This window comes from Hymenobacter psychrotolerans DSM 18569, from assembly GCF_900142395.1.
Lineage (GTDB): Bacteria > Bacteroidota > Bacteroidia > Cytophagales > Hymenobacteraceae > Hymenobacter > Hymenobacter psychrotolerans.
Map to the genome: position 1 here is coordinate 95,767 of NZ_FRAS01000010.1, position 15,167 is coordinate 110,933.

The 15,167-nt window shown below is 63.5% G+C and carries 14 protein-coding genes; 6 read left to right on the forward strand and 8 right to left on the reverse strand.

Translation table 11 applies throughout. The annotated features are described in order from the left end of the window. Positions 1-53 precede the first annotated feature (53 nt). A complete protein-coding gene (locus BUE15_RS10750) occupies positions 54-1,307 on the reverse strand; it encodes a PKD domain-containing protein (RefSeq protein ID WP_073284420.1) in 1,254 nt (417 codons plus the stop codon). Positions 1,308-2,223: 916 nt separating this feature from the next. On the opposite strand from BUE15_RS10750, the gene BUE15_RS10755 reads away from it, so the two are divergent. Further along, positions 2,224-2,934 carry a hypothetical protein gene (locus BUE15_RS10755; protein WP_073284423.1) on the forward strand — a complete coding sequence of 237 codons (711 nt, stop codon included), beginning with the start codon at positions 2,224-2,226 and terminating at the stop codon, positions 2,932-2,934. A 307-nt stretch (positions 2,935-3,241) separates the two neighbouring features. Here BUE15_RS10755 and BUE15_RS10760 read toward each other — a convergent pair whose 3' ends face one another. Beyond that, the gene (locus tag BUE15_RS10760) at positions 3,242-4,363 is read right to left on the reverse strand and encodes an AMP-binding protein (protein ID WP_084548979.1); all 1,122 of its coding nucleotides are present in this window, start codon (positions 4,361-4,363) and stop codon (positions 3,242-3,244) included. 152 nt (positions 4,364-4,515) lie between these two features. Between BUE15_RS10760 and BUE15_RS10765 the strand changes: the two genes are divergently transcribed. Then, the gene (locus BUE15_RS10765) at positions 4,516-4,734 is read left to right on the forward strand and encodes a hypothetical protein (RefSeq protein ID WP_073284426.1); all 219 of its coding nucleotides are present in this window, start codon (positions 4,516-4,518) and stop codon (positions 4,732-4,734) included. A gap of 70 nt (positions 4,735-4,804) precedes the next feature. On the opposite strand, the gene BUE15_RS10770 is transcribed toward BUE15_RS10765, so the two are convergent. The 6 genes from BUE15_RS10770 to BUE15_RS10795 all read right to left on the reverse strand — a co-directional run bounded on the left by BUE15_RS10770 (position 4,805) and on the right by BUE15_RS10795 (position 11,081). After that, positions 4,805-5,863 carry a hypothetical protein gene (locus tag BUE15_RS10770; protein WP_073284428.1) on the reverse strand — a complete coding sequence of 353 codons (1,059 nt, stop codon included), beginning with the start codon at positions 5,861-5,863 and terminating at the stop codon, positions 4,805-4,807. Between the two features lie 51 nt (positions 5,864-5,914). Beyond that, a complete protein-coding gene (locus tag BUE15_RS10775; protein ID WP_073284431.1) occupies positions 5,915-6,259 on the reverse strand; it encodes a DUF6370 family protein in 345 nt (114 codons plus the stop codon). Between the two features lie 118 nt (positions 6,260-6,377). Next, the gene (menB, locus tag BUE15_RS10780; protein ID WP_073284434.1) at positions 6,378-7,202 is read right to left on the reverse strand and encodes a 1,4-dihydroxy-2-naphthoyl-CoA synthase; all 825 of its coding nucleotides are present in this window, start codon (positions 7,200-7,202) and stop codon (positions 6,378-6,380) included. A 141-nt stretch (positions 7,203-7,343) separates the two neighbouring features. Continuing rightward, positions 7,344-9,317, reverse strand: a complete 1,974-nt coding sequence (menD, locus tag BUE15_RS10785) for a 2-succinyl-5-enolpyruvyl-6-hydroxy-3-cyclohexene-1-carboxylic-acid synthase (RefSeq protein WP_073284437.1) — start codon at positions 9,315-9,317, stop codon at positions 7,344-7,346. 76 nt (positions 9,318-9,393) lie between these two features. Next, positions 9,394-10,635 carry a chorismate-binding protein gene (locus BUE15_RS10790; RefSeq protein ID WP_073284440.1) on the reverse strand — a complete coding sequence of 414 codons (1,242 nt, stop codon included), beginning with the start codon at positions 10,633-10,635 and terminating at the stop codon, positions 9,394-9,396. Beyond that, the gene (locus tag BUE15_RS10795; RefSeq protein WP_073284449.1) at positions 10,632-11,081 is read right to left on the reverse strand and encodes a hotdog fold thioesterase; all 450 of its coding nucleotides are present in this window, start codon (positions 11,079-11,081) and stop codon (positions 10,632-10,634) included. Before BUE15_RS10795 ends, BUE15_RS10790 begins: the two co-directional genes overlap by 4 nt. A gap of 83 nt (positions 11,082-11,164) precedes the next feature. Here BUE15_RS10795 and BUE15_RS10800 point away from each other — a divergent pair, with 83 nt between their 5' ends. The 4 genes from BUE15_RS10800 (at position 11,165) to BUE15_RS10815 (ending at position 15,031) form a co-directional block, all read left to right on the forward strand. After that, on the forward strand, positions 11,165-11,785 hold the full coding sequence (locus BUE15_RS10800; RefSeq protein ID WP_073284452.1) for a histidine phosphatase family protein: 621 nt from the start codon (positions 11,165-11,167) through the stop codon (positions 11,783-11,785). Positions 11,786-12,021: 236 nt separating this feature from the next. Further along, positions 12,022-13,797: a pyruvate dehydrogenase complex dihydrolipoamide acetyltransferase gene (locus tag BUE15_RS10805; RefSeq protein WP_073284455.1), complete on the forward strand. Its 1,776-nt coding sequence runs from the start codon at positions 12,022-12,024 to the stop codon at positions 13,795-13,797. Between the two features lie 138 nt (positions 13,798-13,935). After that, positions 13,936-14,472, forward strand: coding sequence for an ATP-dependent protease subunit HslV (gene hslV, locus BUE15_RS10810; protein ID WP_073284458.1), 537 nt, complete (start codon positions 13,936-13,938; stop codon positions 14,470-14,472). A 61-nt stretch (positions 14,473-14,533) separates the two neighbouring features. Next, complete coding sequence (locus tag BUE15_RS10815) at positions 14,534-15,031, forward strand: hypothetical protein (RefSeq protein ID WP_073284461.1); 498 nt, start codon at positions 14,534-14,536, stop codon at positions 15,029-15,031. Positions 15,032-15,167: the final 136 nt, after the last annotated feature.

Consider the following 15,167-nt stretch of genomic DNA (forward strand, 5'->3'; position numbering starts at 1 on the left):
AAAAGCCGTTGCCCCGGTCCGGAACAACGGCTTTTGTGCCGGGCCGCGCCGCGCTATTGTTTCAGCAGGCGGCGCAGGGCGGGGGGCTGGCCGGGCACCTCCAGCCGCAGCCAGTAGAGGCCGGCGGGCAGCGCCTGCAGCCGCAGCGGCACCTCGCGCACGCCCGCCGCGCCGGTGCCGCCCAGCGCCGGCATCTGCTGCAGCTGCCGGCCCAGCGCATCATACAGGCTCAGGCGGATGGCGGGGCCGGCGTAGCGGCCCGCCAGGCGCACGGTGGCCGCGCCGGCCGTGGGGTTGGGAAACACGTCGATGGCTTCGGTGAGGGGCGAACGGGTGGCCAGCGTGCCGAAGGGAAAGAACGACTCGGTGTGCGCGCAGCCCAGGTTGTTGGTGACCGTGAGCGTGACGCGCAGCCCCGGCCGGGCCACGCCGGGCGCGTAGCGGTGGCGGGCCGTGGCGGTGCTGGCGCCGGGGCTGCCGTCGCCGAAGTCCCAGTGCCAGGCCACGAGCTGGGCGTGGCGCGGGCCGGCGCCGGCTGCCGTGGCTTGGGCCACCAGCGAATCGGGGGCGGGCGTGGCGAAGGTGGCGCGGGCCACGGGCGGCGTGCGGCACAGGTCCGGCACGTAGGGCTGCCCCACGTTCGTGAAGCGGGTGAGCCCTATGTCGCGGCCACTGGCGCCGACGATGGGCGGGTTGTAGGAATGATACACCGTCAGGTCGCCGTTGGGGTCCAGAAGCGAGTTGGTGCCGGCGTTTGACGATAAAGGACCATACGAGGTTTCCCAAGCCAACACTGGCGGTGCCCCAGTAGTGGGCGGCTGCCAGGCGGCCACGTAGCCCCGCAGGCGAGTAACATTGACTACGGCCGGGTCGCGGGCACCGGATACCAGCACCTTACCGTCCTGCAACACCCAGTTGCGCAGAAACAAGCTGCTTTTGCCGGCGGCCGGGTTGGGCAGGTAGTGGCGCCACAGCTCGTTGCCCAGGCTGTCGAGGCGCAGCAGCCACCCCTGGGCGGGCTGCCCGGTGTTGGCCTGCGGCACATACTCGCCGCAGAGCTGTAAGCCCCCATCGGGCGTGGGCGTTACATCGTGCAGATACTCATCAGAAACCTGCTGGCCGAAGTAGCGGGAGCTGAGTGTATCGCCGGCCAGATTGATGCGCAGCAGCCAGCCGTTGCCGGTCAGCAGCTGCGTCTGGTTGGGCGAGGTCCGCTGGTAGCCGCACAGCGCATAGGAGCCATCGGGCAAGGCCTGTATGACTTCTAAATTGCCATGAAAGCTGCCGTAGCGGCGCTGCCAGACCACAGCGCCGGCTGAATCTAACCGTACGACGGTAGCAATGGGAACCGGTGTCAGTGAGCTAGGACTAGAAGGACCGTAACTATCAGCTACGGTCAATAGAGTTCCTCCGTCGGGCAAGGCTAGTAAAGCGCGCGACGTAAAGCCATAAGCCCAGCCATAACCAGGAAGATTGAGCGGACGCTGCCAGCGAATGTTGCCGATGGAGTCGGTACGAGTCAGATGAAGCAAGCTGGCATAGATGTTTTGTTCATAGTTAGACCCAACTAACAATATATCACCATTACTCAATGCTGTACCCGCAAAGTAGTTACGACTTTCCGTCTGAGGTGGCGGTGGGGGCATTACCGTACGCAGAGAGTCACCCGCGTTGTTGAAAAACATTAGCATTGGCTGCGTACCTCTGCCCGTGGCGGAAGGAAATTGCGAAAAACCAATGCCAACCAGCCTGTTCGACTTCAACCGAATAAAATCCTGGAAAATCTCGTTCACTACGAAGGCACCATGCGTCTGCTGCCACGCCTGCGTGGGCTGGGCTTGTGCAGAGAGGATGGCAGCCCAGAGAAGGGCGGAAAGTAAAAGTGCTTTCATGCGCTAACCCTTTAGGAAAGCAGCAGCCCTGTGAGGCCATGAAAGCACCCTGGCACGGGTAAAAACGGGCATAGAGAGAGGAAAAAGGGGAGAGAAAAGCGGGGCTATGGCTGCCGGGTGGCGCCCCAACCGTGAAGTAACCGGTTTTCAGCGCGTAAGCCTAGCGGGGCAGCCCCGAAAAGATGCTCCGGGCGCTGGGTTTTTCGCGAAAAACTCAGTTATTTCCGTCCCTGCCGCTGCCGTGCGGCTATCCGGCCTGCCAGGGGCTGTTGCTGCATTCTTATTGCTGCATTTTTCTTTCGCTCATCCTTCTTACTTTTTTCCTTATCCCATGACCAACAAGACGTATTTCACCAACTTCTTTTATGCGCTGGCGGCCTCGCTCTCCGACGACGAGTTTCTGGCCTTCGCCGAGACGGTGCTGGGCAACCTGCAGCAGCAGGCCCACGCCACCGCCGCCGCCGATGCCGCCACCCTGGCCCCGCAGGTGGCCGCCCTGCGCGCCGCCCACACCCAGCGCGGGCCCCAGGGGCGCTCGGCCGGCTCGGCTACGCTGGCCCAGACCGTGCGCACGTTTTTGCAGTGGGCCAGGCTCACCAACACCACCAAGATTTTTCCGGCCTTCCCCGACCCGCGCCAGCCCGAGCGGGTTGCTATTTTTCCGGGCGGCATGGATGCCCTCTACCGGGCCGACCAGGGCAACGTGCTCAGCCGCGCCCGCTACTACCTCGACAAAATCAGCAAAGACTACGGGGCCCAGACCGGCATCAAGCCCGCCGAAGCCGAGGCGCAGTACCAGCTGCTGGAGCAGGCCCTGAGCGGGCGGGCTACCGAGCGGGCCCAGCAGCGCGGGGGCTCCGCCGCCATCGACGAGGCCGAGCAGGCTGTGTGCCTGGGGCTCTACCAGGCCTATGCCGGCCTGCTCCATGCACACTACCAGGACCCCGCCCAGGCCTATGCCCTGTTTCCGTTCCCGAAAACCACCGGCCAGCCCGAAGATGCCAACCTGGCCGCGGTGCCCAAGCCGCACCCGGCCGGCTGATACCGGACAGTACCGGGGTAAACTATTCCTTTTTCAAGACCGGGCTGGTCCGGCCCGCTGAAAGGACCTCCCTCAGACGCTCCGGCTTGTGCCGGACGGCTCGGGGGAGGTCCTTTTTGCGTGAGGCCGAAGCCTGGCCGCTCGCGGGAGCTCCTTTCGGCCCTCAGGGCCCGGCCGGCCACCCGAAAGGAGCTCCCGCAGGGGCTCCGGACGCTACCGGGCTGCCGCAGGGAGCTCCTTTAAGGAACTGGCTGCCGGCCCCACTGCCTACTGCCTATGGTGTATGGCCTGCTGCCTGCCGGCCCCATTAGCCGGCCACGTCCCGCAGGGTGGCGGGGCGGTCCAGCTTGCCGGAGGCGGTGGTGCGGAACTCAGGCACAAACACAAACTCGCGGGGTACTTCGTACTTGCCTAGGCGCTGGCTGAGCAGCGTACGCAGGTGCTCCTGCTGAGCCGGCGGCAGGCCGGCGCCTTCCACAAACGCCGTGACCTGCTCGCCGAGGCGGGCATCGGGCCGGCCGGCCACAAAGGCGCGGCGGCTCTGGCCTAGCTCCATCAGGGCCACTTCCAGCACCTGCTCTACCTTCTCGGCCTGCACCTTCACGCCGCCGCTGTTTATCACGAAGTCGGCGCGGCCCAGCCACTCGAAGGTGTGGGCATCGAGCAGTTGCACCCGGTCGTTGGTGGTGATGAGCTGCTGGTCCGTGACGTCGGCGCGCACCGTGAGGCAGCCGCGCGCGTCCTGCGCCACCGCTATGCCGGGCAGCACGCGGTAGGCGGTCTGGGGCTCGGGGCCGTTGAGGCGGCGTAGGGCAATGTGCGAGGCGGTTTCGGTCATGCCGTAGGTGAGGTACACCGGCACGGTCAGCGCCCGGATTTCCTGCTCGAGGCTTTTTTCCACGGCCGCGCCGCCCACCAGTATGCCTTTCATCTGGTTGAGGCGCGGGCCGTGCCCGGCGGCCAGCACCGTCCGCAGCTGCAGCGGCACAAACGACGTGAAGTCGAACTCCTCATCTTCGGGCAGCAGGGCCAGCGGGTCGGCGTGCGGCTCCACAATGGTCAGGTGCATGTTGCGCTCAAAGCCGCGCACCAGCATCATGATACCACCCACGTACTCGCAGTTCAGGCATACCAGCATCCGGTCGCCGGGGCCCAGGTCGAAGTAGTCGCCGGTGCGGCGGGCGGAGGCGGCCAGCTGCTCGCGCTTCATGGTGCGCAGCTGGGGCTGGCCCGTAGAGCCGGACGTATGCAGCCCGAACTCCAGGGCCCCGTTCAGCCACTGCCGGCAGAAGTCGAGTACGCGGGCCTCGTAGCCGTTGAGGTCCTGCGGGGCCTGGGCCGGGTACTGCCGGATGTCGTGGTAGTAGAACCGGCGGCCGTTGAGCAGCAGCGAATCGGGCAGCAGGGAAGCGGCGGAAGTAGCAGCCATAGCGGGGTAGTGAGAAGCGGAAGGATAAAGGTTTCCAGAAACAACGATACCTGCATACGAAGCGCCCGCCCAAACGGCAGAAAAACCGGCCGCTGCTTGACTTCGAGGCGCTTAAAATGCTACCTTAAACTACCCACCAACGCGCTACTGCCATGACTGCTTCTGTCACCAGCCCGTTTGCCTCGGCCCGCACCTTCGTTTTCCGGCCCGGCCTTGTGCTGCGCCGCTTCCTGGCGGCTCCGGCCCCCGACCCGGCGGCTCAGGCAGCCCGCCAGGCCCGCAAGCGCCGCAAGAAAGAAGCCCGGCACGAGCGGCTGCGCAACTTCTTCGGGTGGTGCGAAGGCTGCGCCGCCTACGGCTCCATCTTCTAGAACGCGCCGCCTGCACAACGTCAGCTTACGGCAACCAGTCGGACGCCGCAGGCGTCGGACCGGGGACATTCTAGCGGGTTTTCTCGAAATACAGCAATACCGAAGAGTAGGGTTTCTGGGGCGTGTAGGTGTCGTTGAGAATGAAATAGCCGCCCCGGTACGCAGCAATTCCTTCCCAGTTGTAGGCCATGTACTGCGCCGGAAATTCTGCCAGCGGCTTCCAGCGGAAGCCGTTGCCGCTCAGCTTCACGTCCAGTAGCCGGCAGTAGCTGCGGTAGGTGCCATTGGTCTGGATCAGGCGGCTTTCGGCCTCCGTTTCGGGCAGGCGGTAGATGCTGTCGTCGGGGCCCCGGAAGAAGTAGTTGATGGCCGTAAAGCGTCGGCGCCCGGTAGCCGTAACGTCGGTGATGCGGAACGGCAGCTTCTGCAGCGGCAGCAGCTTCGGGGCGGCGTTCGGCTGGCGCTTGTCTATCCGGTAGGCGGAGTTCTGGCCCGGAAACGAGTTGTACTCGAAGAAGGCGTAGAGGTAGCAGCCGCGCTCCATAATGGCCTCAAACCCCGCATTGTAGATGTGCGCGCCGTCGGGCTGGGTGGGTTTGCGGATGGTTACCAGGAAGTCGGGGTCCATGACCACGACAGTATCCCGGAGCTGCCCGCGCAGCAGGTAGCCGTTCTGCGAGGCCGTGGTGGTTTCCACGGAGAAGTACGCTTCGCGGCCCGTAATCGACAGCGCCTCCAGCCCCTCGTACACCTCGCCGGCGGCATTGATGCGGCTCCGCAGGGCTTCCAGATTCTGCAGCGCATACCGGCGATACGGCAGGCTCTGCGTCGAATCCCGCAGCTGTTGGTCGAGGCTGGCCAGCGGAATGGTGTAGAGTTGGGCGGGCGCTTTTTCCTGCAGCCGCGACTCCGACAGCAGAAACAGCTGCGCGTCGTGCACAACCAGGCCCGAAAACTGGTTGCCGGGATTGGCCAGCTCCGGGGGCAGGCGCAGCACGCGCGGCGTAAAGGCCGGTGCCTGCCCGAATGCAGCGCCGGCAGTCAGCATCAGCAGGCCGGCCAGCCCGTATTTCAGGCTGACGCCGCGCAGCCGTGCGGTAAGGAAAGCAGGAAAAGAAACGTCCGGCACGTCGCGGATTTAGCAAGTGGAAAAAGGGCTGCGGCCGGCTGGCAGCGTGGCTTAGGGCAGCAGCCGGAAATACGTGGCCCGAAACCGGTTGTCTACCACTTCGCCCTGCACCTCGGCCTTGCGAACGGCATTGCAGAAGCCGTCGGCGGCGTGGGCGTCGCCGTGCGAGTCGATGGTGGTGCCATCCACGAAGTAGGCCTTGCCCTCCAGCCGCACCGCCAGGTCGCAGCCTTTGCCGGGCAGCCCGAAGCGGCATTGGCCGCAAGCCGCCTCCGCCTGCTGCACTGGCTTGGCCGGCTGCGGCGTCGGCTCGCTGGAGGCAGGGACGGCGGACTGAGCCTGCACGGTGGCAACTGTCGAAAAACTCAGCAGAAGCAGCATCCACAAAGATTTCATAGCCGGAGAGGTTGAGCGTTGAGTGGGCGAAGATAATGATGGCCAGGCAAGCCGGTAAAGAAAACTGCCCGCCCGCAAGCGGGCAGGCAGCAATCTGTGGGCGACTACCCGCCGTGGCTCACGGGAACTTGGGGTACTTCGAGAAGTCGGGCTTGCGCTTCTCGATGAAGGCGTTTTTGCCCTCTTTGGCTTCCTCCGAGAGGTAGTAGAGCAGCGTGGCGTTGCCGGCCAGCTCCTGAATGCCGGCCTGCCCGTCCAGCTCCGCGTTGAAGCTCGATTTTAGCATGCGCAACGCCAGAGGGCTCTTCTCCAGAATCTTGTGGCACCAGGCCACCGTGGTTTCCTCCAGCTTATCGAGGGGCACTACTTTGTTTACGAGGCCCATGTCGAGGGCTTCCTGCGCGTCGTACTGGTCGCAGAGGAACCAGATTTCGCGGGCCTTCTTCTGGCCTACCACGCGGGCGAGGTAGGAGGCCCCGAAGCCACCGTCAAACGAGCCCACATTCGGGCCGGTCTGCCCGAAACGGGCATTATCGGCGGCAATGCTCAGGTCGCAGACCACGTGCAGCACGTGGCCGCCGCCGATAGCCCAGCCGGCCACCATGGCTACCACCGGCTTCGGAATGGAGCGAATCATTTTCTGCAGATCCAGCACGTTCAGGCGTGGCACGGTATCCTCGCCGATGTAGCCGCCGTGGCCACGCACGCTCTGGTCGCCGCCCGAGCAGAAGGCTTTGCCGCCTTCGCCGGTGAGAATGATGACGCCGATATCCGTGCGGTTGCGGCAGATATCCATGGCTTCAATCATCTCCTGCACCGTGAGTGGCGTGAAGGCATTGTGCACCTGCGGACGATTGATGCTGATTTTGGCGATGCCGCCAGCCTGCGTGAAAAGGATTTCGCGGAACTCCTTAATGGGAGTCCAGGTAAGTTGTTCGGCCATAGGAAATGAGGAAAAGAGAAACAAAAACACCTGTCATCCTGAGCCTGCGAAGGACCTGATTACGTCACTACGAATCGTTGTTACGATACTTGTTCGAAGTGTGCAAGGTCCTTCGCAGGCTCAGGATGACAACGGCATGTATTACGCAAAAGATGACTTCACCGCGGCGCGGTACTGTTCGAAGAACTCGGCGTTGGTCTGGCTGTCGGTGGTGATTTCGAGCAGACTGGCGCCGGATTCGGGTGCAAAGAAAACGGGTAACGTTGATTCCAGCTCCGCGAAGCTTTGGGCCGTGAGGTAGCGCAGGTTGAAATCCCGGGCTGTATTGGCGGCGGTAAGCGGCTGGCGCGTCTCGAAAAACTCCTCCAGCTCCGGCTGCTGGCGCGGCCCGTCAATCAGGCGGAAGATGCCACCGGCGTGGTTGTTGAGCAGAATTACGCGCAGGTTAGGCGTGGCGTAGTTGTGCCAGAAGGCGTTCCGGTCATAGAAAAACGCCACGTCGCCGGTAAGCAGCACCACCGGACGGCCGGGTTGGGCCAGCGCCGCCCCCACGGCCGTGCTGGTGCAGCCATCAATGCCGCTGGTGCCCCGGTTGGCAAACACCTCCACGAACCGCCCGGCCGGCACGCCCAGAATATTGGCGTAGCGCACGGCCATGCTGTTGGCCAGGTGCAGCGCGGTATGGTCGGGGAGCTGCTGCAGGGCGTGGTAGATGGCCGTAAACTCGTTGAAGGGCTGTTTCGGCTGTTGCATGAAGTCCTGCAGAAAGCCGGTGGCCCAGTTCTCGGCCGCCAGCCAGGGCTTGAGGTAAGCCGCCTTAGCCGAAGCTTCAGTGTCGCTGAGCTGCCCGCCGCTGCCAGGCCACACCAGCCGCGGCGGGCCGGCTGGCACTGCAGGCCTGGCTACGCGCGTGGCGTCCAGGGCGGCCGTGTGGCCGGGTGTGGTAATGATTGGAATCGAACCCTGGGAGACAGTGGCTTTACCAGGTTCGAATCCCTGCAGCTCCACAGAATCTGTGGAGCCAACTGGAATCGAACCAGCAGGGTCCTTATAGTGAGAGGTGATGAGCGGATTCGAGCTCAGCGCCGCAAAAAAGTCCATCGGCTCCATGCGTACCACTTTCGTGAGCGACTGGAACGTATCGGCTACGGGGCCAGCCGGCTGGATGTGCCAGTGCTGAGCCGGGCGGGCGCTGCGCAGATACAGCTTGAGGGCCTTGGAAATGAGCGACTGGCCGAACGTAATAAGCAGCTCCGGTTTCAGGGCTTCTTTCAGGCCCGGCTCCGGCACCGCCATAAACACGTCCTGGCGGCCCAAGGGGCGCAGGCGCTGGTCGTAGTCGGGGGCGGCGGGCAGGTGCAGATTCGCAATCAGGTCGCCCACCACGGGCACCTGGAAGGCAGCTGCGAAGCGGTGCAAAGCCAGCAGCAGCTCCGTATCGGCCGGGTGCTGGCCGGCTACCAGCAGCACGCGGCTGGTACTCCGGATGGCGTCGCGCAACTCGGCCAGCGTGGTGGCCGGGAGTTGCGGCCGGCCGGGCAGCTCGCGCGTCACCTTCACGGCCTCAAACTGTAGTTCTTCGCCGGGGGTGGGGTAGAACGGCTCCCGCAGCGGCACATTAACCTGTACCGGCCCGGCCGGAAACTGCTCGGCCAGGCCAATAGCCTCCGACACGATGCGCGCCGCGTGCCACTGCGCATCCGGATGAGAAATGTCGGCCGGAAACTGAAACGAGCCTTTGGCGTGCGCCCCGTACAAATCGGCCTGCCGGATGGTCTGCCCATCCAGCTGATCCACCCATTCCGGCGGCCGGTCGGCGGTGAATACTACCAGCGGAATCTGCTGAAAATAGGCTTCGGCCACGGCCGGCGCGTAGTTCAGGCCCGCTGTGCCGGAAGTGCACACCAGCGCCACGGCCCGCCGCTGCGCCTGCGCCAGTCCCAACCCAATAAAAGCGGCCGCCCGCTCATCGGGCACTGTGCGCACCTGTATGCCGGGGTGGCGCGCAAACGCAATAGTGAGAGGCGCGCACCGGGAGCCGGGCGAAAGCACCACGTCCGTAATGCCCAGTTGGGCGCATATTTCGGGGATGTTGTGGATGGCTTGCAGCGACATAGAAACAGATAACCGGCGGGAGAGAAAAAAGTAACAGCCTGCCACCCTAAACGACAAGGCCAGGCGCCCGGCTGACTTATTTCTGCAGAATGGCGCCGGCCGTGCGCAGCTTCAGCTCCGTTTCCTGCCACTCGCGGGTAGGGTCGGAGTCGATGGTGAGGCCGGTGCCGGCGTAAAGAATGGCCTCGGTGGGGCGCAGCTGGAAGCACCGCAGGTTCACGAACAGGTGGGATGCGCCGGGCTGTGGCAGGTTCACAGGGCCCAGAAAGCCGCTGTAGTAGGCCCGGTCGTAGCCTTCGTGCTTCTCAAGAAAGTCCAGGGCTGCCTGCCGGGGCATGCCGCCCACCGCCGAGGTCGGGTGCAGGAGCCGCAGCATGTCGGTGCCGAGGGTGGGGAAGGGCACTTTGCGCAGGTCCACTATAAAATCGGTGCGCAGATGCAGTACCTCGCCGGCCGCCACCGTGCGCGGGCCGGTTTCCTGGTAGTCGCGCAGGCGCAGCTGCTTGAAGCAGCTCACCACGTAGCGCGCCACCAGGGCCTGCTCCTCAATTTCCTTTTGCCGCCAAATGGCTTCGCTGGGCTTGTGGCCCGGCTCCAGCGGCTGGGTGCCGGCCAGCGCCATGGTGCAGAATTTGCCGTCCTGCGTTACCTGGGCCAGGATTTCGGGGGTAGCGCCCAGCCACGTGCCGGCGCCGGGCGCACTCACCAGCGAGCAGAAGGCGGTGGGGTAGCGGCGCGTCAGCTCCCCGAAGGCATTCAGCGCATCAAAATGAGGCGGCAGCGGCTGGCTGGCGGCCCGGCTGCTCACCACTTTCAGCACTTCGCCGTTCCCGATGGCTGCCACGCTGCGCTGCACCAGCGCCGCATACTCCTGCTGCGGCGCCATGTGCGGTACCGGCTGCGGACTAACGTGCCAGGCTAGCGCCGGACCGGCCTGCTGAGCCGAAGCAGGAGCGGAGTGGAGCCACTCGCGCAGCGCCGGAGCCAGCGTATCAGCGCCTTCCGCGTCCTCGTTTACCTGCAGCAGCTCCGGGTGTTCGGTGTCAAACACCACGTCGGCCGGCAGGAAAAGGGGCGGGTTGTGGTCGGTGTCGCGGAAGGGGAAGAAGGCAAAACCGGCCGGCGCAGTAGGTTCCAGCGCCGGCGTGAGCCCAATCAGAGCCGCTTCCGCCGAGAAGCTCAGGCACAGCTGCACGGCGTCGGCATTCGGCAGGCGCCACAGTGCCACGGGCAGCCGGTGGTGCAGCGCAAACGCCACCAGCTGCCGCAGCCGCTCCGGCGCGGAACCCGGGCCGGGCCAAGTCAGCGGGCTGCTCATGCCTGAGGCTGGGCCGCGGCCGGCAGATCAATAACGGCCATGGTAATGCGGCTCACGCACACCAGCACGCCCGTTTCTTCGTGCGTTATCCGGATTTCCCAGACCTGCGTGCTGCGGCCCACGTGCAGCGCCGTAGCCTTGCCTACCACGTAGCCGGAGTGCACGCCTTTGAGGTGGTTGGCGTTGATTTCCAGCCCCACGCAGGCCTTTTTTCGTATGTCTACCTGCAGCTGCGCGCCGATGCTGCCCAGGGTTTCGGCCAGGGCCACCGAAGCGCCGCCGTGCAGCAGGCCCATGGGCTGGTGGGTGCGGTGGTCTACGGGCATGCGGCCGGTCAGCGTCCGCTCACCTACCTCGGTCAGCTCTATACCCAGGTGCTCGCCCAGCGTATTGCGGCACCAGGCGTTCAGCTGGGCCAGATCAGGAGAAAGGCGTTCCGTATCCATTAGCGGAGAAGTAAGATGTCGAATCAGAGTTTTCGGGGGCGGAAAACTACTTTTGCCCCCAAACCAGCAAAGCTAGCGGGAAAGTGAGCGTCAAAAAAATATACCTTATCCGGCACGGCCAGACCGATTTTAACGTGCGCGGTATCGTGCAGGGCAGCGGCGTCGACTCCAGCCTGAACGAGACGGGCCGCCGGCAGGCTGCGCGCTTTCACGCGGCCTACGCGCATCTGCCGTTCGATAAAGTGTACACCTCGGTGCTGCGCCGCACCCACGAGTCGGTGCAGGGCTTTCTGGACAGGGGCCTGCCCCACGAAGCCCACCCCGGCCTGAACGAAATCAGCTGGGGCGTGCGCGAAGGCCTGCGCATCACGCCCGAGGAAGATGCCGAATACCAGGGCGTGCTGGACCAATGGGCGGCCGGCCAGACCCACGCCCGCCTCCTCGGCGGCGAAAGTCCCGACGAAGTGGCTGCCCGCCAGCGCCCCTTCATTGAGCTGCTGAAGTCAAGGCCCGAGGAAGAAACCGTGCTGGTATGCATGCACGGGCGTGCCATGCGGGTGCTACTGTGCCAGCTGCTCAACTACCCGCTGCAGCACATGGACTCGTTTGAGCACCGCAACCTGTGCCTCTACCGCCTGCATTATTCGGGCTCGATGTTCACGGTGAGCAGTTTCCTGGACGTGGCACATCTGCAGGGAGAATAAGATGTGGGCGGGTAGCCTGGCAACTGATTGGCTTGCCGCCGTAACCACATTGACAGCGGGGTGGATGCGCCTACTCCGGCCCATGCGCACTGGCCGGACTATAGCCCGAAAAGCAGTTTAAACCCGCCCAGGCGAAAATTCGCTTTGCCCGGGCTGTTCCCGGAACACAGAGTTTCGTTTGCACCCCCGGATTTTCGGGCTAATTTTGACCCCATTCAATTCAACCGCAGACGCAGATGGCCGAAATCATAAAAATGCCCAAAATGAGCGACACGATGACCGAAGGGGTCATTGCCTCGTGGCTCAAAAAAGTAGGCGACAAAGTGAAATCCGGGGATATTCTGGCCGAAGTCGAAACCGACAAAGCCACGATGGAGCTCGAAAACTATGAGGACGGCACCTTGCTTCATATCGGCCCGAAAGAAGGGGATGCCGTGCCCGTGGATGGCGTACTGGCCATTGTAGGGCAGGAAGGCGAAGACATTTCCGCGCTCCTCAACGGCGGCGGTGCCGCTCCGGCGGCTCCGGCGGCCGAGGCTCCGGCTGCTGCTCCCGCTGCGGAAGCTGCTCCGGCAGAAGCCCCGGCGCCCGCTGCTCCTGCTCCGGCCGCTGCTCCGGCTGCGCCAGCCCCCGCGGCTGCTCCGGCCGCCGGCAACGGCAAGAAAGCCACCGTCATCCGGATGCCCAAAATGAGCGACACGATGACGGAAGGCACGATTGCCTCTTGGCTCAAAAAGGTAGGCGACAAAGTGAAGTCCGGCGACGTGCTGGCTGAAGTCGAGACCGACAAAGCCACGATGGAGCTCGAAAACTACGAAGACGGCACGCTGCTGTACATAGGCCCGAAAGATGGCGAGTCGGTGGAAGTAGATGGCGTACTGGCTATTATCGGCGAAGAAGGAGCCGACGTACAGGCTCTGCTCGGCGGCCAGACGGGCGGCAGTGCTGCCCCGGCACCTGAGGCAGCGCCCCAGCCGCAAGCTTCTGCCCCGGCTGCAGCCGCACCTGCCCCGGCGCCCGCCGCTCCGGCTGCTGCTCCCGCCGCTTCGGCCACGGTCGTGGCTCCGGCTCCCGCTGGCACCCGCATCCTCGCCTCGCCGCTGGCTAAAAGCATTGCCAAAGACAAAGGCATCGACCTGAGCAACGTAAAAGGCTCCGGCGAAAACGGCCGCATTATTTCCCGCGACCTGGAAACGGCACAACCCGCTGCCGCTCCGGCCGCTCAGCCGGCTCCTGCAGCGGCTCCGGCCGAAGCTCCCAAGGCGGAAGCCCCGAAAGCAGAAGCGGCGCCGGCAGCTACTCCGGCTGCTCCCGCGCCGGCCGCAGCCGAAGGCACCTACACCGACACGCCCGTGTCGCAGATGCGCAAGGTTATTGCCCGCCGCCTCTCGGAAAGCCTCTTCACGGCGCCGCATTTCTACCTGACCATGGAAATCTTCATGGACCGGGCTATGGAAGTGCGCACGCAGCTCAATACCCTGTCGCCGGTGAAGCTCAGCTTCAACGACCTGGTTATCAAGGCTGCTGCCGTGGCGCTGAAGCAGCACCCGGCGGTAAACTCCTCGTGGCTCGGTGACAAAATCCGCCAGAACAAGGTGGTAAACATCGGGGTAGCTGTGGCCGTGGACGAAGGCCTGCTGGTGCCCGTGGTGCGCAACGCCGACGGCAAAGGCCTCTCGACTATTGCCACTGAGGTGAAAGAGCTGGCCGGCAAAGCCAAGAGCAAAAAGCTGCAGCCCGCCGAATGGGAGGGCAGCACCTTCACTATCTCCAACCTGGGCATGTTCGGCATTGAGGAATTCACGGCCATCATCAACCCGCCGGATGCCTGCATTCTGGCCGTGGGTGGCATCAAGCAAACCGCCGTTGTAAAGGATGGAGAGCTGGCTATCGGCAACGTGATGAAAGTGACCCTGAGCTGTGACCACCGGGTGGTGGATGGTGCCACCGGCGCCGCCTTCCTGCAGACCCTGAAGAGCCTGCTCGAAGACCCGATGCGCATGCTCATCTGAGTATAACCGTAACAAAAGCCCGTCATCCTGAGCGGAGCGAAAGACCTTACCACGCCAGAGCGGTTTGCCGTTTGGCCCGCTGCCTGCGGTACGGTCCTTTGCTCCGCTCAGGATGACAACTTTTTAATCCTGCCCCACATGAGAATCCGTTCGACTACAGTGCTTGGCGTGCGCCACAACGGCGAAATTGCCCTCGGCGCCGATGGCCAGGCCACCATGGACAAGCACGTGGCTAAAAGCAACGTGCGCAAGGTGCGTAAGCTGCAGGATGGCAAGGTAGTAACCGGCTTTGCCGGCTCCACTGCCGATGCCTTCATGCTGCTCGATAAGTTTGAGGAGAAGCTCAACGGCTACGGCGGGCAGCTGCGCCGCGCGGCCATCGAGCTGGCCAAGGAGTGGCGCAAAGACCAGTACCTGCGCAAGCTGGAAGCCATGATGGTGGTCTGCGACAAAGACGAGCTGCTCATCATTGCGGGCACCGGCGACGTGCTGGAGCCCGACTTCGATGTGGCCGCTATTGGCTCGGGCGCTATGTACGCTCAGTCGGCGGCCCTGGCCCTGAAAAAGCATGCGCCTCACCTCACGGCCCGCCAGATGGTGGAAGAGGCGCTGCATATTGCCGCCGACATCTGCATATACACCAACCACAACCTCATGATTGAGGAGCCGGTATAGGGGAGTAGCTTGCCCAAACAGGTACATAGTCAAGCAAATTCAGCTTACTCAACTGGTCCGTATGAAGAAGAAAGCATTTGACTTCGAAGCTCTGGGCGAATCGTTGCGGGCAGACACGCAGGAGTTCATTGATTCGTACGCCGCGAAGTACCCCGAGGATGGGCCTATTCTAGGGTTCAGCCTGTACTTTGATTCGCAGGGCTCCGTGCATGGTCTCATACTTCCTCAGAGGGCACTGTCCCAGCAGATCAGCGTGGATGATACGGCAACGTGGTTTCAATATGCCGACCACGTAGATGCACCTTTGTCGGAGCGTACCGAAGAATTGCTGAGCGAGTACGAGGAGGTGTTCTTGGACGATGAGGCCGATGAGGAAGAAAACGAAGCAGTAATCCAGCAGTTTCACCAGATGATAACTGCTACTATGCAGCGTCTGACTTTCGAGAAGTTGCCCAAAACCGATGACTTTGTTTTCTATGCCGATGCCATGGATGAGGACTACGAAGCGTGGAGCGCTACCATTCCTCCGGCTTTATTAAAAAAGCATTTCGACCAGTAAGACGTAGTGCCCCGACTTTTGTGAGCAACCCAGCCGCAATAGCACACTATGCAGAATCTCCGATGTACGCTTTCCGTATTGAACGATTCCGGGGCTTTTTTTGATAGAACACCGACACCCATTTACTGAACCTACG

What these genes read in the sequence shown, in the direction of transcription:
- BUE15_RS10755 (WP_073284423.1), top strand. Translation starts at nt 2,224, where the DNA reads ATGACCAACAAGACGTATTTCACCAACTTCTTTTATGCGCTGGCGGCC.
- BUE15_RS10760 (WP_084548979.1), bottom strand. Translation starts at nt 4,363, where the DNA reads ATGGCTGCTACTTCCGCCGCTTCCCTGCTGCCCGATTCGCTGCTGCTC.
- BUE15_RS10765 (WP_073284426.1), top strand. Translation starts at nt 4,516, where the DNA reads ATGACTGCTTCTGTCACCAGCCCGTTTGCCTCGGCCCGCACCTTCGTT.
- BUE15_RS10775 (WP_073284431.1), bottom strand. Translation starts at nt 6,259, where the DNA reads ATGAAATCTTTGTGGATGCTGCTTCTGCTGAGTTTTTCGACAGTTGCC.
- menB (WP_073284434.1), bottom strand. Translation starts at nt 7,202, where the DNA reads ATGGCCGAACAACTTACCTGGACTCCCATTAAGGAGTTCCGCGAAATC.
- menD (WP_073284437.1), bottom strand. Translation starts at nt 9,317, where the DNA reads ATGTCGCTGCAAGCCATCCACAACATCCCCGAAATATGCGCCCAACTG.
- BUE15_RS10790 (WP_073284440.1), bottom strand. Translation starts at nt 10,635, where the DNA reads ATGAGCAGCCCGCTGACTTGGCCCGGCCCGGGTTCCGCGCCGGAGCGG.
- BUE15_RS10795 (WP_073284449.1), bottom strand. Translation starts at nt 11,081, where the DNA reads ATGGATACGGAACGCCTTTCTCCTGATCTGGCCCAGCTGAACGCCTGG.
- BUE15_RS10805 (WP_073284455.1), top strand. Translation starts at nt 12,022, where the DNA reads ATGGCCGAAATCATAAAAATGCCCAAAATGAGCGACACGATGACCGAA.
- hslV (WP_073284458.1), top strand. Translation starts at nt 13,936, where the DNA reads ATGAGAATCCGTTCGACTACAGTGCTTGGCGTGCGCCACAACGGCGAA.
- BUE15_RS10815 (WP_073284461.1), top strand. Translation starts at nt 14,534, where the DNA reads ATGAAGAAGAAAGCATTTGACTTCGAAGCTCTGGGCGAATCGTTGCGG.